General features: G+C 69.5%; 21 protein-coding genes, 2 pseudogenes and 1 riboswitch. Of the genes and pseudogenes, 6 read left to right on the forward strand and 17 right to left on the reverse strand.

The genetic code is table 11. From position 1 onward, the window contains the following. Position 1: 1 nt before the first annotated feature. The 6 genes from GD748_RS00150 to GD748_RS19725 form a co-directional block, all read right to left on the reverse strand. Entirely contained in the window at positions 2 to 340 is a 339-nt protein-coding gene (locus GD748_RS00150; RefSeq protein WP_152193201.1) for a metal-sensitive transcriptional regulator, read from the reverse strand. A 203-nt stretch (positions 341 to 543) separates the two neighbouring features. Then, a complete protein-coding gene (locus tag GD748_RS00155; protein ID WP_152193202.1) occupies positions 544 to 813 on the reverse strand; it encodes a YHS domain-containing protein in 270 nt (89 codons plus the stop codon). Positions 814 to 847: 34 nt separating this feature from the next. Next, positions 848 to 3,172 (reverse strand): heavy metal translocating P-type ATPase, encoded by a 2,325-nt coding sequence (locus GD748_RS00160; RefSeq protein WP_152193203.1) that lies wholly within the window; start codon positions 3,170 to 3,172, stop codon positions 848 to 850. Between the two features lie 57 nt (positions 3,173 to 3,229). Continuing rightward, on the reverse strand, positions 3,230 to 3,493 hold the full coding sequence (locus GD748_RS00165) for a hypothetical protein (RefSeq protein ID WP_152193204.1): 264 nt from the start codon (positions 3,491 to 3,493) through the stop codon (positions 3,230 to 3,232). Further along, positions 3,493 to 3,702 carry a heavy-metal-associated domain-containing protein gene (locus GD748_RS00170; RefSeq protein WP_152193205.1) on the reverse strand — a complete coding sequence of 70 codons (210 nt, stop codon included), beginning with the start codon at positions 3,700 to 3,702 and terminating at the stop codon, positions 3,493 to 3,495. Before GD748_RS00170 ends, GD748_RS00165 begins: the two co-directional genes overlap by 1 nt. 256 nt (positions 3,703 to 3,958) lie before the next feature. Next, positions 3,959 to 4,291 carry a hypothetical protein gene (locus GD748_RS19725; RefSeq protein WP_226920883.1) on the reverse strand — a complete coding sequence of 111 codons (333 nt, stop codon included), beginning with the start codon at positions 4,289 to 4,291 and terminating at the stop codon, positions 3,959 to 3,961. 6 nt (positions 4,292 to 4,297) lie between these two features. Between GD748_RS19725 and GD748_RS00175 the strand changes: the two genes are divergently transcribed. After that, entirely contained in the window at positions 4,298 to 6,316 is a 2,019-nt protein-coding gene (locus GD748_RS00175; RefSeq protein WP_452176671.1) for a heavy metal translocating P-type ATPase, read from the forward strand. Between the two features lie 735 nt (positions 6,317 to 7,051). On the opposite strand, the gene GD748_RS00180 is transcribed toward GD748_RS00175, so the two are convergent. Beyond that, entirely contained in the window at positions 7,052 to 8,335 is a 1,284-nt protein-coding gene (locus GD748_RS00180; RefSeq protein WP_152193206.1) for a glycoside hydrolase family protein, read from the reverse strand. Between the two features lie 281 nt (positions 8,336 to 8,616). After that, positions 8,617 to 8,799: pseudogene (locus GD748_RS19730) on the reverse strand (DUF4193 family protein); the annotation flags it as partial. A 198-nt stretch (positions 8,800 to 8,997) separates the two neighbouring features. On the opposite strand from GD748_RS19730, the gene GD748_RS19345 reads away from it, so the two are divergent. Further along, complete coding sequence (locus GD748_RS19345) at positions 8,998 to 9,165, forward strand: hypothetical protein (RefSeq protein WP_193312852.1); 168 nt, start codon at positions 8,998 to 9,000, stop codon at positions 9,163 to 9,165. 292 nt (positions 9,166 to 9,457) lie between these two features. Here the strand turns inward: GD748_RS19345 and GD748_RS00195 are convergent, their stop codons facing one another. The 5 genes from GD748_RS00195 to GD748_RS00215 form a co-directional block, all read right to left on the reverse strand. Then, positions 9,458 to 10,261, reverse strand: coding sequence for an energy-coupling factor transporter transmembrane component T family protein (locus GD748_RS00195; protein ID WP_193312742.1), 804 nt, complete (start codon positions 10,259 to 10,261; stop codon positions 9,458 to 9,460). Continuing rightward, positions 10,258 to 11,964: an ABC transporter ATP-binding protein gene (locus GD748_RS00200; RefSeq protein ID WP_152814958.1), complete on the reverse strand. Its 1,707-nt coding sequence runs from the start codon at positions 11,962 to 11,964 to the stop codon at positions 10,258 to 10,260. The genes GD748_RS00195 and GD748_RS00200 overlap by 4 nt, the downstream gene beginning before the upstream one ends. A 50-nt stretch (positions 11,965 to 12,014) precedes the next feature. Next, entirely contained in the window at positions 12,015 to 12,626 is a 612-nt protein-coding gene (locus GD748_RS00205) for an ECF transporter S component (protein WP_152193209.1), read from the reverse strand. Positions 12,627 to 12,639: 13 nt separating this feature from the next. Then, a complete protein-coding gene (locus GD748_RS00210) occupies positions 12,640 to 13,302 on the reverse strand; it encodes a YkoF family thiamine/hydroxymethylpyrimidine-binding protein (RefSeq protein WP_152193210.1) in 663 nt (220 codons plus the stop codon). 45 nt (positions 13,303 to 13,347) lie between these two features. Then, positions 13,348 to 13,455, reverse strand: a riboswitch (TPP riboswitch). 400 nt (positions 13,456 to 13,855) lie between these two features. Next, positions 13,856 to 14,296 carry a hypothetical protein gene (locus GD748_RS00215; RefSeq protein WP_152193211.1) on the reverse strand — a complete coding sequence of 147 codons (441 nt, stop codon included), beginning with the start codon at positions 14,294 to 14,296 and terminating at the stop codon, positions 13,856 to 13,858. A 137-nt stretch (positions 14,297 to 14,433) separates the two neighbouring features. Here GD748_RS00215 and GD748_RS00220 point away from each other — a divergent pair, with 137 nt between their 5' ends. The 3 genes from GD748_RS00220 (at position 14,434) to GD748_RS00230 (ending at position 16,422) form a co-directional block, all read left to right on the forward strand. Beyond that, positions 14,434 to 14,790, forward strand: a complete 357-nt coding sequence (locus GD748_RS00220) for a hypothetical protein (protein ID WP_152193212.1) — start codon at positions 14,434 to 14,436, stop codon at positions 14,788 to 14,790. Between the two features lie 430 nt (positions 14,791 to 15,220). Beyond that, positions 15,221 to 15,952, forward strand: a complete 732-nt coding sequence (locus tag GD748_RS19735; RefSeq protein WP_152814955.1) for a hypothetical protein — start codon at positions 15,221 to 15,223, stop codon at positions 15,950 to 15,952. Positions 15,953 to 16,242: 290 nt separating this feature from the next. Next, entirely contained in the window at positions 16,243 to 16,422 is a 180-nt protein-coding gene (locus GD748_RS00230) for a hypothetical protein (protein WP_152193214.1), read from the forward strand. 264 nt (positions 16,423 to 16,686) lie between these two features. Here the strand turns inward: GD748_RS00230 and GD748_RS00235 are convergent, their stop codons facing one another. Further along, positions 16,687 to 17,763 (reverse strand): PfkB family carbohydrate kinase, encoded by a 1,077-nt coding sequence (locus GD748_RS00235; RefSeq protein WP_193721593.1) that lies wholly within the window; start codon positions 17,761 to 17,763, stop codon positions 16,687 to 16,689. A gap of 220 nt (positions 17,764 to 17,983) precedes the next feature. Further along, entirely contained in the window at positions 17,984 to 18,487 is a 504-nt protein-coding gene (locus GD748_RS00240; RefSeq protein ID WP_193312744.1) for a hemerythrin domain-containing protein, read from the reverse strand. Positions 18,488 to 18,639: 152 nt separating this feature from the next. Between GD748_RS00240 and GD748_RS00245 the strand changes: the two are divergent. Continuing rightward, positions 18,640 to 19,121, forward strand: a pseudogene (locus GD748_RS00245) (carboxymuconolactone decarboxylase family protein). A 396-nt stretch (positions 19,122 to 19,517) separates the two neighbouring features. Here GD748_RS00245 and GD748_RS00250 read toward each other — a convergent pair. Beyond that, positions 19,518 to 20,270 (reverse strand): succinate dehydrogenase/fumarate reductase iron-sulfur subunit, encoded by a 753-nt coding sequence (locus GD748_RS00250; RefSeq protein WP_152193217.1) that lies wholly within the window; start codon positions 20,268 to 20,270, stop codon positions 19,518 to 19,520. A gap of 141 nt (positions 20,271 to 20,411) precedes the next feature. Further along, positions 20,412 to 21,101: a succinate dehydrogenase cytochrome b subunit gene (locus GD748_RS00255; protein WP_152193218.1), complete on the reverse strand. Its 690-nt coding sequence runs from the start codon at positions 21,099 to 21,101 to the stop codon at positions 20,412 to 20,414. Between the last annotated feature and the right edge of the window lie 5 nt (positions 21,102 to 21,106).

Below are 21,106 nucleotides of genomic sequence, written 5' to 3' on the forward strand. Positions count from 1 at the left end.
GCTAGGACCGGACGAGTCGGGCGATGGCGTCGGAGGCTTCCTTGATCTTGGCGTCTGCGGTGTCGCCGCCGGCCTTGGCGGCGTCGACGACGCAGTGCTTGAGGTGGTCGTCGAGCAGCCCGAGGGCGACGCCCTGCAGGGCGCTGGTGAGGGCGCTGATCTGGGTGAGGATGTCGATGCAATACTGCTCCTCGTCGACCATGCGGTGGATGCCGCGGGCCTGGCCCTCGATGCGCTTGAGCCGGGTGAGGTAGCGGTCCTTGTCGGAGATGTAGCCGTGCGTGGCGTGGTGGTCAGCTCCCGGGGCCTCGTCGGCGCCCGATTTGAGCGTGCCGGTCATGATGTGCTCCCTGTCGTGCGGTGCGGATGGCTCGGGCGGATGGGGCGGAGTGGGCTACGGCGCCGCGACGTCAGTGCGACGGCCACCGTGTGGCCGTCCTCAGCATCGCACCCGCCGGAGTGGCTAGTCAGCGACCGGCGTAGGGGCCGGAACCGGTGTTGCCACGCACGTTCGCGTGGCACACCGGTTCCGGCCACACACCTTCAGGTTGTGACGGCGTACTTGGCGGGGTCGGCGTCGAAGCGTGGGCCACAGCCGGCGCAGCAGAACCAGTACCGCCGACCCTCGTGGTCGCGGAACAGCCCGGCGGCCTCGGCGTCCGCCTTGACCACCGAGCTGCCGGGCATCACGGGGCACTCGGCGACGTCCGCACTGGTGGGAGCGGCAGCACTGGTCGTGGTGGTCAGGAGGTCCGTGCGGCCTGCGGGCGCGGAGGTGTGGCAGCAGCTGGAGGTGGCGCGGTCGTGAGCCATGGGCGGTTCCGTTCCTTGTCGACGTGCGAGTGGGTCAGACGCCGGCCGGCTGCGGTGCGGGGATTCGCGACGCGGCGCGGGTCGGTGTGGAGTTCAGTGCCCGGCTCTTGAAGGAGCGCAGGCGCAGGCTGTTGCCGACGACGAAGACGCTGGAGAACGCCATCGCCGCACCGGCGAGCATCGGGTTGAGCAGGCCCAGGGCGGCCAGCGGGATCGCCGCCGTATTGTAGGCGAACGCCCAGAACAGGTTGGTCTTGATGGTGCCGAGGGTCCGGCGCGACAGGCGGATCGCGTCGGCCGCGCTGCGCAGGTCACCACGCACGAGAGTGAGGTCCGCGGCCTCGATCGCGACGTCGGTGCCGGTGCCCATCGCCAGGCCGAGGTCGGCCTGCGCCAGGGCCGCGGCGTCGTTCACGCCGTCACCGACCATCGCCACGACCTTGCCCTCACCCTGCAGGCGCGTGATGACGTCAACCTTGTCCTTGGGCATGACCTCGGCGATGACCTGGTCGATGCCGACCTCTGCCGCGATCTGCTCGGCCACGGCGCGGTTGTCGCCGGTGAGCAGGACCGGAGTCAGCCCGAGCGCCTTGAGCTGGCGGACCGCCTCGGCGCTGGTGGGTTTGACGGCGTCGGCGACGACGAGCACGCCGCGGGCCTGGCCGTCCCAGCCGACCGCGACGGCGGTCTTGCCCTCAGCCTCCGCGTCGGCCTTGGCCTGGGCCAGGTCTTCGGTGAGGTGCTGGGTCCAGTCGGCGAGCAGGGACTCGCGGCCGACGAGCACAGCGTGGCCGGCCACGATGCCCTGGACGCCCTTGCCCTCGACGTTGGCGAAGTCAGCCGGGTCCGGCAGCGCGCCGACCTCGTCGGCCGCGCCCTTGGCGATGGCCTGGGCGATGGGGTGCTCGGAGGCGTTCTCGAGCGCGCCGGCCAGGCGCAGCAGGTCGGCACGGTCGACGCCGGTACCGGTGATGACGTCGGTCAGCGTCATCTTCCCGGTGGTCACGGTGCCGGTCTTGTCCAGGACCACGGTGTCGACCTTGCGGGTGGACTCCAGGACCTCGGGGCCCTTGATGAGGATGCCCATCTGGGCGCCGCGGCCCGTGCCGACGAGCAGTGCGGTGGGGGTGGCCAGGCCGAGCGCGCACGGGCAGGCGATGATCAGCACCGCCACGGCGGCGGTGAAGGCCGCGCTCAGCGGGAAGCCGGCACCGATCCAGGCCCCCAGGGCGGCGACGGCGATCGCGATCGCCACGGGCACGAAGATGCCGGAGACCTCGTCGGCCAGGCGCTGGACCTCGGCCTTGCCCGACTGGGCGTTCTCGACCAGCTTGGCCATCTGCGCCAGCTGGGTGTCCGCGCCGACCTTGGTGGCCCGCACCACGAGGCGGCCACCGGCGTTGACGGTGGCGCCCGTGACGGCGTCGCCCACGGAGACCTCGACCGGCACCGATTCCCCGGTGAGCATCGAGGCGTCCACGGCGGAGGCGCCGGAGGCGATGACCCCGTCGGTGGCGATCTTCTCGCCCGGCCGCACGACGAACTCGTCGCCCACGGCCAGCTCCGAGATCGGGATGCGCGTCTCGGCACCGCCGCGCAGCACGGCGACGTCCTTCACGCCCAGCTCGAGCAGGGCGCGCAGCGCCGCCCCGGCCTGCCGCTTGGACCGCTTCTCGAAGTAGCGTCCCGCGAGGATGAACATCGTCACCCCGGCCGCGACCTCGAGGTAGATGTTCGCGGCGCCGTCGGACGGTGCCACCGTCAGCTCGAACGGATGGGTCATCCCCGGGACCCCGGCGGTGCCGAAGAACAGCGCGTACAGCGACCACAGGAACGCCGCAGACGTACCGACCGAGATGAGGGTGTCCATCGTCGCGGCGCCGTGGCGCAGGTTCGTCCACGCCGCCTTGTGGAACGGCCAGGCCGCCCACACGATCACCGGCGCAGCCAGGGCCAGTGAGGCCCACTGCCAGTAGGTGAACTGCAGCGCCGGGATCATCGCCATCGCGATGACCGGGACGGAGAGCACCACGGAACCGATCAGCCGGTGGCGCAGTGCGGTCAGCTCAGAGTCTTCCTTCTCGCCCTCGTCGGACTCCCCGGCGCCCGAGCTCTCCACCTTCGGCAGGACTGCGGTGTAGCCGGTCTTCTCGACCTCGGCGATCAGCGCGGCCGCGTCGATCCCGTCCGGGACGCTGACCCTGGCCTTCTCGGTGGCGTAGTTCACGGTCGCCGTGACGCCGTCGAGCTTGTTCAGCTTCTTCTCGACCCGCATCGCGCACGAGGCGCAGGTCATCCCGCCGATCTCGAGCTCGATGGACGCACCCAGCGCCTGCGGCTGGGCCGGGGATGCAGGCATCTTCGAAGCTTCTTTCTCGCGGTTCACACGTATGGGGGTGATCGGGACGCGGCCGGATCAGCGGCCGGAGTCGTCGGCCTCGTCGACCGAGTCGTCGCCGGAGTCGACCGAGTCGTCGCCGTAGTCGACCGAGTGGTCGCCGGAGTCGAGCGAATCATCGCCGCCGTCGTCGATCGAGTTGCCGTCGGCGGGGTCCTCGACGGTCCGGGTCCAGGCCTCCACCGTCTCCTCGGGGACGACGGCGTCGGCCACCACGGCCGACCCGGCGAAGATCACGACCAGGCCGGCGGCATACAGGCCGAGCCGGGCGGGGGCGTTCATCAGACCCGCACCGCCTGGTAGCCCGCCTCCCCCACCGCAGCGAGCACGGCGGCGTCGTCGAGGGGCTGACTCGCGCTCAGGACGAGCTTGCCGGTCTGTGCGCTGACGTCGATCTTCTCGACGCCCGCGACCTGCTCGACCTCCTCGCGCACCGACATCTCGCAGTGCCCACAGGTCATGCCCGTCACCTGGTACTCACGCTGGTCCATCAGTCCTCCTCGTATCGAATGCATACCGGTTGGGGGTATCTTCGTTCGAAAGGTATACCTAGGTAGGGTATGCGTGTCAACTGGAACCACACGGCCCGGTGCACCGCACCCACGGAGGCACACGCGCGCAGTGGCGCGTGCGGGTAGAGCATCGGCTGCGTCCTCTCCGCGACGGGGAACAACATCAGCACGCGTATCGTTGTCATGACGGCAATACCCCCTCGGGGTATCTGTCAGTGATTGGAAGGAGAGATTGCTAGTGAGCACTCCAGAGCAGGAGCACACCCACCACGGCAACCGGAACGGCGATCCGGACCCCGGACACTCCGAGCCGACTGACCACCACCACGGTGGTGAGGTCCCCGAACGTAGCGGGCGCGACACGAGCGAGCGTCACGTCGTCCAGAACACCCACACCGACCACACCGGCCACGCCGGCCACGACATGGCGGACATGGACCACGCACACGACCGTCACGGTGGGCACGACGCCGAGCAGATGGCCGACGCCGGTCACGAGGCACATGCCGGACACGGCGATCACGCCAGCCAGGGCGGCCACGCAGGGCACGGCGGCCATGGCGACCACGTCGGGATGTTCCGCCGCCTGTTCTGGATCAACCTCATCCTCGCGGTACCCACTGTGCTGCTCAGCGGCATGTTCGCGGACCTGCTCGGCTACTCACTCCCACAGATCCCGGGCCTCGCCTACGTCGCCCCTGTCCTGGGCACGATCATCTACCTCTGGGGCGGCCGCCCGTTCCTTACCGGCGCCGTCTCCGAGATCCGCGCCCGCAAGCCCGGGATGATGCTCCTGATCGGCATGGCGATCACGGTCGCCTTCGTTGCCTCGTGGGGCGCCACGCTCGGCGTGCTCTCCCACGAGCTGGACTTCTGGTGGGAGCTCGCTCTCCTGGTCGTCATCATGCTGCTCGGGCACTGGCTCGAGATGCGCTCGCTCGCCCAGACCTCCTCCGCGCTGGACTCCCTCGCCGCGCTCCTGCCAGACGAGGCCGAGAAGGTCCAGGGAGATCAGGTCGTCACAGTCGCCCCGGCCGACCTCCGGCTCGGCGACGTCGTCATCGTCCGCCCCGGCGGCCGCATCCCCGCCGACGGCGAGGTGGTCGACGGCGCCGCCGACGTCGACGAGTCGATGATCACCGGCGAGTCCCGCCCCGTACGTCGCGAGGTCGGCGCCCACGTCGTGGCCGGCACCGTGGCCACCGACAACGCCCTGCGGGTGAAGATCGACGCCGTCGGCGACGACACCGCCCTGGCCGGTATCCAGCGCCTCGTCGCCCAGGCCCAGTCCTCCACCACCCGCGCCCAGCTCCTCGCCGACAAGGCCGCCGGGTGGTTGTTCTGGTTCGCCCTGGCCGCCGCGGTGATCACCATCGCCGTCTGGTCGGTCGTCGGCACCCCTGACTTCGCGATCGTCCGGGCGATCACCGTCCTGGTCATCGCCTGCCCCCACGCCCTCGGCCTCGCCATCCCGCTCGTCGTGTCGATCTCGACCGAGCGCGCCGCCCGTGCGGGCGTCCTCGTCAAGGACCGAGGAGCACTGGAACGTATGCGCACGGTCGACGCCGTGCTCTTCGACAAGACCGGCACTCTGACGAAGGGCGAGCCCGCGCTGCACGACATCGAGACCACGGGTCTGGGCCAGGACGAGCTCCTCACCCTTGCCGCCGCCGCCGAGGCTGACAGCGAGCACCCGCTCGCCCGGGCCATCACCGCCGCAGCCAAGGAACGACAGCTGGACGTGCCCCGCGCGAGCGACTTCTCCGCCTCGACCGCCGTCGGGGTCACCGCGACCGTGGACGGGCACAAGGTCGCAGTCGGCGGCCCGAACCTGCTGGCCGAGCACCGCCTTGACCCACTGCCCCAGACGTCCGCGTGGGGCGACCGGGGCGCGATCGTGCTGCACGTCCTCGTCGACGGCCAGGTGGGCGGAGCCCTCGGCCTGGAGGACGAGGTGCGCCAGGAATCACGCGAAGCCGTCGACGCCCTCCACGCCCTCGGTGTCCACGTCGTCATGATCACCGGCGACGCCGAACCGGTCGCCCGGTCCGTCGCCGCCGAGCTCGGCATCGACCAAGTCTTCGCCGGCGTCCGTCCGGAGAACAAGAGCGAGAAGGTCCTCGAGCTCCAGCACCAGGGACGCACCGTGGCCATGGTCGGCGACGGCGTCAACGACGCACCCGCCCTCGCCCAGGCCGACGTCGGCATCGCCATCGGTGCCGGCACGGACGTGGCCATCGCCTCCGCCGGCGTCATCCTCGCCTCCGACGACCCCCGCTCGGTGCTCTCCGTCATCCAACTCTCCCGCGCCGGATACCGGAAGATGAAGCAAAACCTGTGGTGGGCCGCCGGGTACAACATCGCCGCCGTGCCCCTCGCCGCCGGCGTACTGGCCCCGATCGGATTCGTCCTACCCATGGAGATCGGAGCCATACTGATGTCCCTGTCGACCATCGTCGTCGCCGCCAACGCCCAACTACTGCGCCGGCTCGACCTCAGTTCTGCGGCCTCGACCGCCGCCGCGCACGGTGCACAGCCGGTGCCCAGCCACACCCACCGGGACCGCGAGCCCGCATTCAACGACGCAACATGATCCCACCTGGCTAGCGGCGCTCTCCGAGCGCCGCTAGCCGGCTGGGTGTTCCGACCGTCTCGAGCGCGTTCCGCGAGTCCAGGACTTGACGTCGGCCTCCTTGAACATCAAGTGCCGGCCGACACGGTATGCCCTCGCGGGCGGTCCCCGCGCTTGCGCCACCAACGGACGGTCGGCCGAGAGTTCCGGACCCCTTTGGCCACGCGCCGTCGTCCACGGTGAGGTACGGACATCGGGTCTCACCGCCCTTCGGTCGGTGCTCATTCGGCATGCGAAAGGCCGCTGGCCAGCGGCTTGGAGTCAACCGTACAAGAGGCCAAGAACCGCGAATCTCAAAGTTTCCGGCCTCTCTGGCGCAAGTCGCCGGGCGGGCAGAGCTCTTGGCGGTCGTTCTCGCACGCGCCGGGGAACGGCCGGAGGTCGTCCACGAAATTCCTCCCGTGGGGAGTCAGCCCTGAAGGAGGGTGGCGAGGACCCTGGCCTCGCCCCCGGGTCGTTGCTGATCCGAACTGCTTCCAACGCCTCGCCCGCGCCGTCCATCCGCACGATCACCCCGGCGGCGACGGCCCGGGCGCACCGGGAGCCGGCAAGTCGACCTCTTGCGGTGCAGGTCGATACCCACGAACTGCGGGCCTGCGTACGCTTGCATCAGGGGCCTCCTTCGTCGTTGAGGTGAGCACCTCCAGGATCCCCCCGGAGGGTCACGGGGAGCGGAGGCCCCGCTCCTTCATGGCATCAGAAGAACGGGACTCGCCGCTCACCGGTGCGCAGGTCGTCCAGCGCGAGCAGGGTGCCGGCGGCGCCGTCGCTCAGTTCCATGGGTACCGGTGCCGGGTTGTGTCCGGCGGGGATCGCGCGCAGCACGAGCGGGTCGAGATGGGGACGGACCAGGGCCAGGCGCTCCGCGGTCGTGTCCGATGCTCTGGAGTACAACCTCTGCAGGGCAACCAGCGCGCCCGCGCGTCCCTGGGACAGGCCCGGGTGGTCGATCAGGTGGTGCTCGCTCGCGCTGATGAGGACATCGCGCGCTGGCCCTAGCCAGCCGATGTCCAGGTGCTGCATCGCCTCGTGCACCACCAGGGCCATCTCGCCGGCCGCCGCGGTGTCCGCGCCCAGCCGGCGCACCGCATGGGCATGGTCGGGCTGTGCGAGGCTGTCCCAGCCCATCAGGTGCAGGTCGTGGGCCAGCAACGCCTCGACCGGCGCCAGCAACGCCGGATCTTCGATCAGCTCGTAGGCGTGCAGCAAGAACAGCGCGGCTCCGGTCCCGCCGTGCCACAACCCCGGGCGAACGGTTGCCTGGCACGCTCGTCCGAGCCGTCCAACGAGCTCAGTCGCGACGGCCTCGACCTTGCTCAGCAGGGCCGCACCATCGGTGATCGGGGCCCGTTCGAGCAGCGCCAGCCCCACCCCGGGCAGACCCCCGGCGAGGGTGGTCCCTAGATCCTCCAGTGCCGCGTTCTCCACCGCCCACCACAACCGGTCGGCATCATCGTGGCGGCCCAGGCGATCCAGGGCCAGCGCGATCCCGCTCAACCCGCCGCCCAGCCCCGGTCCGGGACAGCAGAGGCGATCGACCGCGGCCACGAGCCAGTCGACCAGCTCCTCCGGGATCCGCGCCCCGACCTGCGCTAGCGCCCACAGCACCCCGGCCGCCCCCTGCGCGAACGTGATGGCATCGGTAGGTGTCGGCGTCGAATCCCCACCACTGGGGAAGAGATAATCACCGCGCTCAGGCGTCGCGGTCGCCAAAATCCCAGCGACCATCCGGTCCCGCAGCCACGAGTGGTCATCCGCTGTGGTGAAGTCGGCGAAGCTCCAACTGTCGTACCTGGCATCGCCCGGCCCGTAGGCAAGCGGGAGCAGATCAGCCCCGCCCAGCCCTTCGCTCCCCCGGACATGGACCGCATAGGGGACCGTCCCTCCACGCACATGCGGACCACACGTGATCGGTGCATTCCAGGGAGCAGCGGCATTCGGGTGTGTATGACGCCGCACCACCACCGACGACCGCGACATTCTCCACCTCACTCCTGAACTGTTCCACCAACAGCACCCGGCCGGAATGTTCGTCTCTCCTATGGCGAGAGCGGGGCTGATCTGCGGGCGGATTCGGACATGGTTACAGTGTTACAAATGTAACCGAGCCGGTCGGATACTAAACGGACCATCATTGGCAGTTACTTGCCATGGCCTAAACTTGCCAAGACGTCGTCAGCTTCACTCCGGTGACAACACAATCGAGGCGACTCCCGGTGCGCTGCCATGGCCGCCGTGGAGCCGGTGCTGCTGCCCGGGGGCTATGCCGTTCTTGGAGCCTCACGACGAGATGGCAGCCGGGCTGCCCACGCTTTGCCGCCGAGGGCATGGCCATGCTCCTCCTCGTAGGCCAGCTGGCTCTGGTGGTGCACCAGGAAGCCACCCCGGGAACAACTGATTTCATCAACTTGACGCGGCAGCACCCGCACCGTGAGTTCTTCACCGATGGCGACCTGGTCACTGACGTTGGCGGCGCCGACATGAACCGAGCATCTCCTGTTGACTCTGCCCTTCTCCTCACGGCTGCCAAATGGCTTCCTCGCGGGCTTTGAACGCTGAGCGATTCCCAGCTGACGTTTCGATTCCCGGAGCCGTTCACCTGGGATCCAGCTAACCGTCCGACACTGGAGGCATGACGACGAATGCCGATCTGCAGCGAGCAGCCGCCCGCTAGGGCGGCGGCCGCAGGCCGGGGTCGACCGCGCGGGGAGTACCTCGACAACACCGACCTGGCCAACCTCCTGGAGGACCTGTGGGCTGGCGGCCGCGGCGCCAACGCCTACAACGGCCGCGCCCACCAGATCCGTTGACCCGGAAGACCCCACCCGCGCTCACCGCGACCCCCGGTGCCCACTCCGTTATCCCGACGGGTAGGCACCGCCGCACTGTCCCCACCCTTGATCTCCATCTAGCCGCCAGCGGTCCTCTGGGACCGCGAGGGCGTCGGGCAGGAACATCATGTCGAAGCAGCCGCGTTCGAGGGTGCGGGCCAGGTCGGTGTAGAAGCGTGCGTCAAGTCAGTCGGTGCGCGCCAGCGGGTGGCGCCAGTTCTCGGCGTACTGGCTGGTGGGTGGGTGCACCATCGCGACCAGGTGCATTGTCTCAGCTGGTGAGCGCACCGGGTCCCTCCAGGGTTCCCAGGGCGGCGCTGATCGTCAGCACGACCGCCACCACGGTGACCACGCCCGCGGCGAAGGCCCAGTCCGTCCGGGTGATCCGGACCGGGTGCCAGGTGGTGCGGGGGGCCAGTCCGAGTCCGCGGGACTCCAGGGCTTGGGCCATGCGTTCGCCCTTGCGTACCGAGACCACCAGGAGGGTGAACACCACCCCGGCAAGGTGGCGTGGCCCGCGTGGTGGTCGTCCGTCGTGGCGTAGGTCGGCCCGCACGGTGTGGGCGTGGCGGATGGTGGTCCACTCGCGTGGCATCTCCTGCAGCATCCGGTATCCGGCCAGGATCGCGTACGTGAGCCGGGCGTCGAGGCGGGCGTTGTGGTGCAGGCTCGTCATCAGGGCGACGCCGTCGGTGGAGAGCAGGAACCCGATCGCCAGCACCCCGATGAGCAGCGTGCGCACCGCTAGCGCGGTCCCGACGCTGAGTCCTTCCTGGGTTACCCGCAGCGCCCCGGCCTGCCACATGATGGTGCCCGGGCGGGCCAGGGCGTTGACCACGAGTACCCCGAACGCGAAGGCCACGAAGGGCACGTGCGCGAGCAGCAGTGTGCGCGCGGGCACCCGCACCGAGACCGCGACTGCGACGAGGGCGAGGAGGTACAGCACGCTCGGGGTCAGCGGGTCGAGGACGAAGACGACCACGAGGGAGACCAGGGTCACCAGCGCGAGCTTGATGGTCGGGTTGCGCCGGGCCAGCGGTGAGTCCGCGATCGGCGCCGCGGTCAGTGCGCTCACCGGGCCACCCCCACAGGTCGGGACGCGGGGACGGCGTCGTCGAGCTGGCGCAGCACGTGGGCCACGGCACGGGCCGGCAGGTTGTTCAGCAGCCAGGCCACCAGCGGCGGCAGCACCAGCCCGGCCCGGGCCAGCACGTCAGCGTCGCTCAGCACCTGCGTGGTCGGCCCATCGGCGAGCACGCCGCCGTCACCGAGGACGATGACCCGGTCGGCGAGCGTGGTCACTGTGCGCAGATCATGGCTGGCCAGGACCACCGCTCCCCCACCAGTAGAAAAGTCTTGCAGGGTGTGCGTGGTGGCGATGGTGTCGCGCCGGTCCAGGCCGAGGGTGGGTTCGTCGGCCAGGAGCACGGGCCGGGAGTGGGCGAGCATCGCGGCCAGGCTGAGGCGGCGCTTCTCCCCGCCGGAGAGACGGAACGGGCTCTGCCCGGCCAGGTGCGTCAGGCGGTGGCGGCGCAGCTGCCGGGCCACCACCTCCTCAGCAACCTCAGGGGCGAGCCCGTGAGCGATCTCCTCGGCCACGGTGTGGGCGAGGAACTGGTGCTCGGCGTTCTGGAACACCAGCCCGGGCCGCGCGCCCGCCACTGTCCCGGTGAGCGGTGCGAGCAGGCCCGCGAGGGTGAGCAGCAGGGTGGATTTTCCGACGCCGTTCGCCCCCAGCAGCGCGACCACCTCACCGGGCCGCACGGACAGGTCAATCCCGGACAGCAGCGCCGGCACGGCCGCAGCACCGGGTTCTGCCGGGTTCTTCCGCCGGCGGCGCCGCGAACGTCGGGCCATCGGCTTCGCCCGGCCCACGGACAGGTCGCGGGCGGTAAGAACCGGGGCAGCGCGGTCGTCGATCACCGCCATGTTGGGTGCGTCGGCGGCGAGGGCATGGAGCAGCTCGACGTTCGTCCTCGCCGTCAGGGCGCCCTCGGTGCCGGTCAGGGCGTAGAGCTCAGCGTCCAGCGGCAGCCAGCACCCGGCGGCGTGGAGCTGATGGGCGTGCTCGCGCAGCACGACGGCGGTCGGGCCATCGGCGATGACCTCCCCGCTCTCCCCCAGGGCCAGCGCCCGGGCCGGCAGCCCGGTCACGCCGTGGGTTCCGGCCCATTCGTCGAGCCGGTGCTCGACCAGCACCACCGCCGGACCGTACTTCTCGACCGCGCCGGTGAGGGCGGCACGGACGCTCCCGATGCCCGCCGGGTCGAGCATCGACGTCGGCTCGTCCAGGAGCAGCACCTGCGGTTCGGTGACCATGGCCGCGGCCAGGGCGACCCGTTGGGACTCCCCTCCGGAGAGGGTGGCGGTGGCCCGCTCCCGCAGGGCGGCGGCCCCGACCGCGTCCAGTGCTGCGCTGATGCGCGGGCCGATGGTCGCTGGGTCGGTGGCCTGGTTCTCCAGCGGCAGGGCGAGCTCCTGCTCCACCCCGGGCAGGCACACCGCCGCCGTCGGGTCCTGCGCGAGCACCCCCAGGTGCCGAGACCGGTCAATCACCGAGGTGGTCTGCGTCGCGGCGGCGATGGTGACCTCCCCGGTCATGGTGGCGCTGATGGTGTGCGGCACCACCCCCGTGATGACGTGCAGCACCGTGGACTTACCCGAGCCAGAGGCCCCGAGAACGATCACCTGCTCACCGGGTCCAAGGTGCAAGGAGACCTCGCGGAGCACGGGTTCGGTCCGGCGGGGAAAGGTCACCGAGACCTCGCGCAGCACCACGACCGCGCTCCTGCCGTCACCCGCCGGACGCGCCACCGGCTGGGCCTGGCTCACCCCCGGCCCAGGGCACGGCCGATGGCGAAGTTGTCCACGACCCCGGTGCGGGCCAGGGCCTCGACGATCACCTTGGCGGCCAGCCCGCCTAGAAGAACGCCGGAGAGGCACTGCAGGACCAGGCGCAGGACGAAGATGTCCTGGCCATACCAACCGGCGCGGAACGCGGAGTAGAAGAACACCATCCCCGCGCCCAGCAGACCCGAGGCGGCGAAGACACCCCAGCCGTACTTCTTGTAGCGGGTCAGCGCGAAAGGCAGCTCGCTACCACCGCCCTGGATGGCCGCGGCGATCAGCAGCAGCGGCCCGACCGGCGAGCCGAGGAAGACGACCTCCACCACCGAGGCGATCACCTCGGCGATCACCCCGGCGAACGGGCGGCGGATGATGGCCACGGCGACCGGGGCCACCAACAGCCACCCGCCCAGCAGGAGATGCTGGGACAGGTCACCGGCGGGACCCATCAAGATGGCGAGGCCGTTCCAGGCCTGCACCAGGGCCCAATAGGCAAAGCCGAAGACGACACCGAGCACGACCATCAGGACCAGGTCCCGCATCGCCCACCCGGGCCGGATGCGCGCGACGGCCGGAGTCTTCTCAGGGTTCATGGCCTGCCCCCCATCAGGCGTCGGCGGGGCTCGGCGAGCCCACCGAGACGCTCAGATGGGTGACCACGTGCGCCACACCGGTGCCCACCTGCACCCAGGCATCGACAGCTGTGGCCAGGACGTCGGCGAGGTCGCCGGTGAGCTTGGTGGCGTAGTGCGCCGGGGAAGCCGCAGTACCGCGCTGCGTGGCCGCGGCGATCGCCGCCTCGATGTGGCCCATGTGGTCCCCGGCGTCGGACCCGCCGTCCAGCAGCGGGTACAGCGACCACTGAGCCGCGGCCCGGATACCCACGGGATCGAGTTCCACCGGCTCCGGGGTCGGCAGACCGGTCACGGCCAAGTCGCAGGACACCTCCCCCGGGCAGCCGCGGGAGAACAGCACATGGGTGACGATGTGTGCGCCACGCGAACGGCGTGAGGCCGCCACGATCACCGCACACAGGTACGCGGTCAGGTGCTGCTCGGCCGGCGCGGTACGCGCACCGACATACGTGCTCACCTCATCGGTCTCGATCACGAGCCCCTCGGTGAGGCCGGCGGTCTCGACATCGGCCAGGGCGCCGAGGATGACCTCGACGAAGTCGTTCGTGTGGGGATGGATGCTGAACCGCATCCCGATACCAAACTGCTCCGGCGTAGCGCCGATGCTGGTGTTCTCGTCTGTCTTGGTGCTCATCACGGTCCCTTCTCGGGCCCGCGGGTACCACGAGACTCACCGAAGCATCGGTGAGTGCCCTTGCTCCCTACGCCGGTACGAACCGGATCAGGTAAACGGGTCTGCGGACTCTCCGCACTCTCAGCGCACTGCAGCGCTCCCCGGGGGTACGACCGAACATAGCCACCACGGCCCCGTCACGTCCAGTGTGTCGGCACCCTGACTACTTCAGTTCTGGGCTGGAAGCGCCCGAACCAGCGGCGCCGACAAGCGAGGCGCCCTTCGCCCTTGTCGCCCAGCGGGCTCTGGAGCTGGCCTCTAAGCCCTCCGCGACGTCATGGATGGCCGAGCGGTGCTGAATCGACCCGTACACCCGCCGACGAGCTGGCCTTGACGACCTTTGCCGGCCCCAGCCCTCGCAAAGGACTGTCCGGGCGCCGGCAGCCGGACACCAAGCCGCCACAGTACTGTCGTCATCGTCCTGTGCTCGGCAGGCCGACTCAGTCGCCGAGCGTCACGCCCACCACGGCGTGAAAGCGCACCACCGCGATAGCCACGACCAGGGCGCCGACCACTACCGCGGCTTTGCCGTAGTCCCACTCCAGACTTTGAAGCGGCACTCGTTGCAGAACATCGTGGCCATCGGGGCGAAGACGAGCGCCGTCGCCGGCCCGCGACCGTCCAGACCCAGCACGTCGGCGCCGACCACCGCGATGAGGGCCACACCCACGTAGACGACGAGGAGTAGGCCAGTCGCCACCAGCCAGGTCCACACGGACGCGGCCCGGAACGGTCCCGGCTCGGAGAAGGTGCGGGCGATCTCGCCGGCGAGCAGGTTGGCGTTGGCGAACATCCCTGCCAGGCCGACGACGAAGGCGAGGATCCAGCCCTTGGACGAAGGCGAGGATCCAGCCCTAGATCGGCACGCCACAGACCTCAAGGCGACCGCCGTGTCACCCACCGGAGCGATCAGCGTGATCATCAGGTTGCCGAAGGCGCCCTGTAGACCGCTCAACCCGAACCAGGTGAAAACGCCAAGGGATAACCGGCGCGGGCGCGCCGCGACGCGAGATAGGCCCCCGCACCCACCACCAGCGAGAAGACCGGCTCGGCGATGGCGATCAGTGCCAAGTTAGCGTCCGTGGTCGACGGGTGACCGGCCATCGCGCCGTAGACGGTGACCTCGCGATGGGCAGCCAGGCCGCCACCGCGTGCGCATACTCGTGGAGCTGGATCTGCAGGATCACGGCGGTCACCGCGACTGCGGCGGTGGTGAGGATGATCGTGCGCCCGGACGGTGCGGCAAGGTCTCTGGACGGTGTCGTGGTGGGCGCCGTTGCTGAGTGGCTTGTCATCGCGGAGCTCCTGCTCCGCGACAGGAGATACCATTGCCGCGCAGGGAGGGTTCCCGCTCCTGTGGATCTGGAGAAGTGGGTTATCCATTTCAGTGCCACCGACCCCTTCAGTTGTGGCCATCGCCACGTCGCGGCACAAGCGATAGTGGTGTGAAGAGGTCGCGGGCGTCGATGTGGCAGTCAGATGGATAACCCACCTGGAGAATTTGCCCCAGTCCGCGAATATCGTGCGTCCCAAAGACGGCTTGCGGTTCGCATGCAGACGGCTCCGGGACCCGGTGGTAGGAGCGCGTGAGCCTGCGCCTGCAGGTGGAGAGCGCCGTTTCTCCACCAGGTAGCCAGCAGTCCCGCCTCGGTGCGTGGACCCGGTGGATTATAGTTTGGTCGCGTCGCATACCTTCTCTGGGGGCGGGGCCAGCAGCGTGGCTAGGCGCGTATACCTGTGTAAGTCGTTGGCGCATCTCGGCGCTGCCGTCGCTGAGCCGGGCACCGGGTTGACGACGCCCGGTGGGACGTCGACCTCCTCGTCCCCGCCTGTCCAGACCCACAGGCCCCACCTGATGTGCAGGTCCTGCAGTCCGGCGGTGCCGTCCTGGACGAGCGCGGTGGTGGGTACACCGCCGGCCCGGTCGCCGGTGGTCCCTGGCACTCACCGTCAGCGCGGCGGCGGGCCCATCCGTGCCGACGTCCTGACGGTCTTCCCCATCACCGGCGGCCCGTACCGGGCAGAGCGGCGCAATGACGCCGCGCAGGGTGTGCTCGCGCTGGTCACCACTCATGACGGGCACCATGTCGCCGCGGAGGCGGGTGGACGTGGCGGGGTGTGCGAAGACGCCATGGACACTGTCGCGTGGCTTCAGGTCATGCTGGAAGGACCGTTGTCTGGCGTGACCGGCGTGGCTGAAACCTGGATTAGCTCGTCTGACCCGGTCCGACTCTGTCGCCGGATCGTTCTCGTCCAACCCCACCTGGAGATGACGTCAGTGGACCCCATGGACCGCGTGGTCCCAGCCGACGGCGCCCCGCTGGCGCCGCGCCTGGAGCAGATGTGCTCCGGCTGTGACGGGACCGGGACAATGGCCAGCGAGGCGTGGAGCACCTGGGAGGTGGAGCGGGACCGGCTCGCCGCTCTGGCCGCCGGGGCGCGGCAGGAGCCAGTCCTGCGAGCCTTGATCACCAACCTAGTAGACGAGCACGCCCACGCCCGCCCGGCAGGACCGCGGGAGCAGCCCTGCGAGGACTGCAACGGCACCGGCACAGCCACCACCGCCGAAGGGCTCGAGCTGCTCGCGTTCCTGCGACGACACCTGAGATAGACCGGCCTCCACGGGGCGACCCTGACCGGTGAACGGCCGACACCCCCGCCGGGTCTTGTAGCCTCCGGCGGTTCAAATGCCCTCACCCTCGCAGGAGGCCCGACGAAGCAGCCACTACCCCCGAGGAGCACGTCGATCAGCCTCGACCTGATTCCCACACTGTTTCAGACGCCTGATCCGAGCCAACCGGCCGCGGCCGTGGCGTCCACGAAAAGAAACTTCGACCTTCCTGCAGCCCTTGGCGCGCACGCCGGAGCAGGGCACCGTTCGCGGCGCTGAGGCTGACGAGCATGACATCCAAGCGCCCGCAGCTGGTCGATCGCGTCCTGCGCGTCGGCGACGATCCCGCTGACTTCACGGTCGATGTTATCGGTGCCGCCCTTGATGGCACGACGCGCCGCACTCGCCTGAACCCCGACCATCGCCACGTGATCATCCAGGCGCGAGTACAGCTTGGCCAGGTCACTTAGACGGCGATCCACGCTTGCACCATCTGGAAACTGCACGCTGTAACCACTCACCGGCCCTCCCGATCAACTTCAAGTTGCTCGAGCGTATGAACGTACGTGGTCGTACGTCTTTCCCCCTGTAGGGGGAGAAGCAGGCCTCCGCCCGCAGACGGAAGACGCCGAGCTCACGGCCGTCGCGAGACCACGTCCTTCATTCTCGCCTCCTCGCGCAGAGTAGGGCGCGACCAAGGCCCGCAACCGCGGCAGCGAGCCCGCTCGCTGGTGTCATTGCCCCGGTCGTGCGGTGACCTGCGGGATGCCGTGCCCAGCGTCGAGCTCCGCGCGGGTGGGCGGGTTCCCGCGGGGGCGGGAGGCGGTGATCGCGGCGGCCGTGGTGGCGTGGTCGATCAGTGCCTGCAGGCTGCCCTGGCGCAGGGTGTGCAGGTCCTCGCGGGCGGCCACGCCGAGCAGGCCACCGTTCCACAGCGCGTCGATGAGCGCCGCCATGAACGCATCGCCTGCCCCGGCGGTGTCGGCGACACCGAACCCGTGCCCGGAGGCGGTGGCTACCTCGCCGACAGAGTTGACCGCCCAGGCACCTTCTGCACCCATGTCGATGACGACGATCCCGGGCCCGGACGTCAGCCAGCGGCGGGCGACCGCCTTGTGGTCCTCACCGGGGTAGAGCCAGGAAAGGTCACGGGTGCAGACCTTGACGAGATCGGCCCGGGCGAGCAGTCCCTCGACCAGGCTGCGGGCATCCTCTGGTGAGTCGATGATCTCGGGGTGCAGTGCGGGGTCGTAGGTGATCGTCGCTCCCGGCCGGTAGGCAGCGATGATCCCGGCGACCGTGCGCGAGCCTGGCTCGAGGACCGCGCCGAGCGACCCCACGTGCACGACGAGCGGGTATCTCGTCAGCCGGGCGTTGGGTGGTTCCCACACCAGGTCGGCCGGCGACGCTCCGGTGTCCTGACCGGGCTGGACCTGGACGGTGGACGTGCGCGATGCGCGGTCGCTGCCCGGCGCCACCTGGACGTTCTCGCGCTCAAGGAGCGCGCGCGCGGTTACCCCGTGCGAGTCGGCACCGAAGGACGTGACGAGCTCGACCGGCCGCCCCAGCCGCGCCAGCCCGATGGCCACGTTCGCGCCAGCACCGCTGAGGTGCTCGCTCCGGCCGTCCTCGTGTTCGTGGGTGTCGATCAGTACCTCGCCGACGACGAGGCCCGGGGCGTCCAAGGAGCTGCGGTCGGTGAGCGTCGGGGTTGGTGCCCACGCCGGTGTCGTCGGCGCTTGGAGGCCCTGGCCAAGGGTGGGGTCGGTGCTGGGCCGGCGGAATGGGTCGTGGACGGCTGGGGCCTTCACCGAGCGGGTCGTCGTCTCCCTGGCCGTGCCGCCTGGTGCGTTGCCTGAACGCGCCGGCGGGCGGGCCACTGCTGCGGGCGCAGCGTGTCGCGGGTCGGTGCCGGTCATCTCAGCATCACTCCCTCGTTCTCCTTCGCGCCGGCCGCTGGCCAGGGGCGATCCCGCCGGCCGGGACCGGCGCGGACACACAAGCCGCTGGGGCGTCGCTGGGCGGGGGTCTTCACAGGTAGCTGAAGTGGGCGTCGTAGTCGGTGGCCATCTGCACGATCATGCCCTCGAGGAGGGCGGTGACGTCCACGCCGGCCTCGGTGAGGGTGCGCAGTACGACGGTGTCTTCTTTCTCGATCCGCAGGGCGAAGAGCACAACCAGGGCGCGGGCGGACAGGGCAGCCTCCATGGCGGTGTCAGCCTTCTCGACCTGCTCGACAAGGTCCAGCAGGAAACGGTGATCGGCCTCGAGCGTGGCGACCAGAGTGTGCGCACCGACCTCGCGAACGGCCTCGTACAGCACTCGCTCCTCGGTCTTCAGGTGGGCAAGGACGTCACCGTGGACGAAGTCGATGAGCGCCCGCCGAGCATGGAGGTCTTCGCCTTGACCGGTACCAACGGTTGCCGTTAGGGCGTCGGCGCGTTGAACCAGCGCGGACCACAAGCCCGAATGGTGATCGTGAGAATCTCGGGGCGTCGGACCGGCGGAGTCGTTGGCATCGGTGGGATCGTTCATGCCTGTTTGGCTCATACAGTTATTTACAGGCACCCTTGTGATAAACGCAAGGGGTCGGCGGGTTCACTTCTCGCCGGGCGCGGCCCGCCGACGCTCCAGGCGGGCGAGCTGGGTGGCCGGTTCCTTCGACTGGGCGCACCGGGCGCGGGGCCATGAGCAGAGTCGAAGGTGTGGGCGAGGTCAACAGGGTGCACATCGGCGAGGCGGCGCACTCTGCCTACCAGGCGGTGGTGGACCTGGACACGCAGGTGCGCGCTCACGCGGCTCAGGCGGGCCTGGAGCCGCTGCTCATCGAGCTGGTCAAGATCAGGACATCGCAGATCAACGGGTGCGCCTTCTGCTGGACATGCACACCGCCGACGCGCTTGAACAGGGTGAGACGATCGAACGACTGGCGGTGCTGCCGGCCTGGCGAGAGACAACGTTCTTCACCGGCCGTGAACGGGGCGCCTTGATGCTGGCCGAGGCGGTAGCGCTCATCGCCGACGGGCAGGTACCCGAGGACGTCTATGTCTCGGCCACGGCCCTGCTCTCGGACGGCGAGGTTGCGGCTGTGACGTGGGTGGCGATCGTCATCAACACCTGGAACCGCATCGCGACCGCGAGCCGGTACCCGGTCGGGCCCAAGCAATAGGTCACGTTCACGTCTAGCGGTTCGTCCCGAGGCTCGGCGATCAGCTGTTCGGTGTGCCGGAGCCGCCGCCAGAAGATGGCCCGTCGGGACTTGAGCAACCCACCGAGCACATACATCAGTGTGCCCAGCGTCAGCCCGAGGCCAACCCGTATTACCCTTTAGCCACCGCTGTCCCAGGGACCGTCCGATGAGGCCGACGGCGAGCGTCGCGGGACCCACACCAGCCGAGGAATCCGAAGATCGAAAGGCCAAAGCCGACCGGTATCGCCAGGGTGGTCACCACCGCTGTACTGGTGGATCGGTCCCGATCCTCGGCGGGTACTCGCTCGTCATCTGGTGCTTCCACCGCACTCGCCCCAACCGGTAAGGCCAGAATCTACTGACCGGACGAGCGCTCTACCACTCCCGACGGTGGGGTGTCAGGGCGTCGCGTAGGTCGGCGTTGAGCTGGGAGATGGTGTCGAGCGGGACCCCGGCCGGGCACACGGCGGCGCACTCACCAATGTTGGTGCAGCCGCCGAAGCCCTCTGCGTCGTGCTGGTCGAGCATGTTGACCACACGGACCCCGCGTTCGGGTTGACCCTGCGGCAGCTCGCCCAGGTGGGTGACCTTCGCGGCAGTGAACAACATGGCTGAGGCGTTGGGGCAGGCGGCCACGCAGGCGCCGCAGCCGATGCACGCGGCGGCCTGGAAGGCTCGGTCGGCGTGGCTCTTGACCACCGGAGTGGCGTGGGCGTCGGGTGCGGCGCCGGTGTTGACGGAGATGTAGCCGCCGGCGTCGATGATGCGGTCGAAGGCGGACCGGTCGACGACAAGGTCCTTGATCACCGGGAAGGGATCGGCGCGCCAGGGTTCGACGGTGATCGTGTCTCCGTCGCAGAACTGACGCATGTGCACCTGGCAGGTGGTGATGCGCTGTGGGCCGTGGGCGACGCCGTCGATCATCACCCCGCACGAGCCGCAGATACCCTCGCGGCAGTCGTGATCGAAGGCGATGGGGTCCTCCCCGTTGGCGGTGAGTTCTTCGTTGAGGACGTCGAGCATCTCCAAGAACGACATCTCCTCGGTGACCTCCTCGACCTCGTAGCGGGCCATCCGACCGCTGGAGCGGGCGTCGTGCTGTCGCCACACGTTCAGGGTGATCTTCATCCGTTACTCCTTCGTGGCTCGTGGCTCGTGGCTCGTGGGTCGTGGGCCGTGGGGGTCATGAGCGGTGGAAGCCGTCGTTCCCACGGTGACTGGCGAACCTCCAGATGGTCATGAAGCCGGCGGGTGATCGCCAGGCGGGGGTTAGCTGAGCAGGCCGAGGAGGATCGCCACCGGTGGGGCCAGGAAGCCGGCCACGGTGGCCACGGCGATGACCAGTGCGGTGGCCTTGATGGCTGGCTCGCGCCGGCGGGTGGACCAGCCCAGGGTCTGCACCGCGGACCAGATGCCGTGCCTCAGGTGCATGCCCAGAGCCGCCATCGCCGCGGCGTAGAGCGCCGTGATGTACCAGGTCTCGAACGCGGCCACGACACGGTCGTAGGGACTTTCGAAGCTGCCGCCGACCTCAATAGTTAGCGTGGTGAACTGCAGCAGGTGGAAGACCACGAAGAGCAGCACGGCGAGACCGCCCCAGCGCATCGTGCGCGAGGACCAGGTCGCCTGCACGGGTTTGAACACCGTGTACCGGGTGGTCCGGGCCCGGTGGGCCTGGCGCCACAGGACCATCGCGGACCACACGTGCACGAGAAGGGAGACGAGCAGGACGATGCGCATGATCCACAGGAACCCGGAGTAGGGCACGTAGGGCTCACCCAGGATGCGCAGGTGGTGGGCGTAGTCGTCGAACGCTTCCTGCCCGGCGAAGACCTTGAGGTTCCCGTACATGTGCGCGAGCACGAAGCCCAGGAAAATGACCCCGGTGGCCGCCATGGCGATCTTCATCCCCACGCTGGTCCGGCTGGCCCTGCGCGTTCGCACTGTGCGGGTGATCACATGAC

The organism is Georgenia subflava, from assembly GCF_009193155.1.
GTDB lineage: Bacteria > Actinomycetota > Actinomycetes > Actinomycetales > Actinomycetaceae > Georgenia > Georgenia subflava.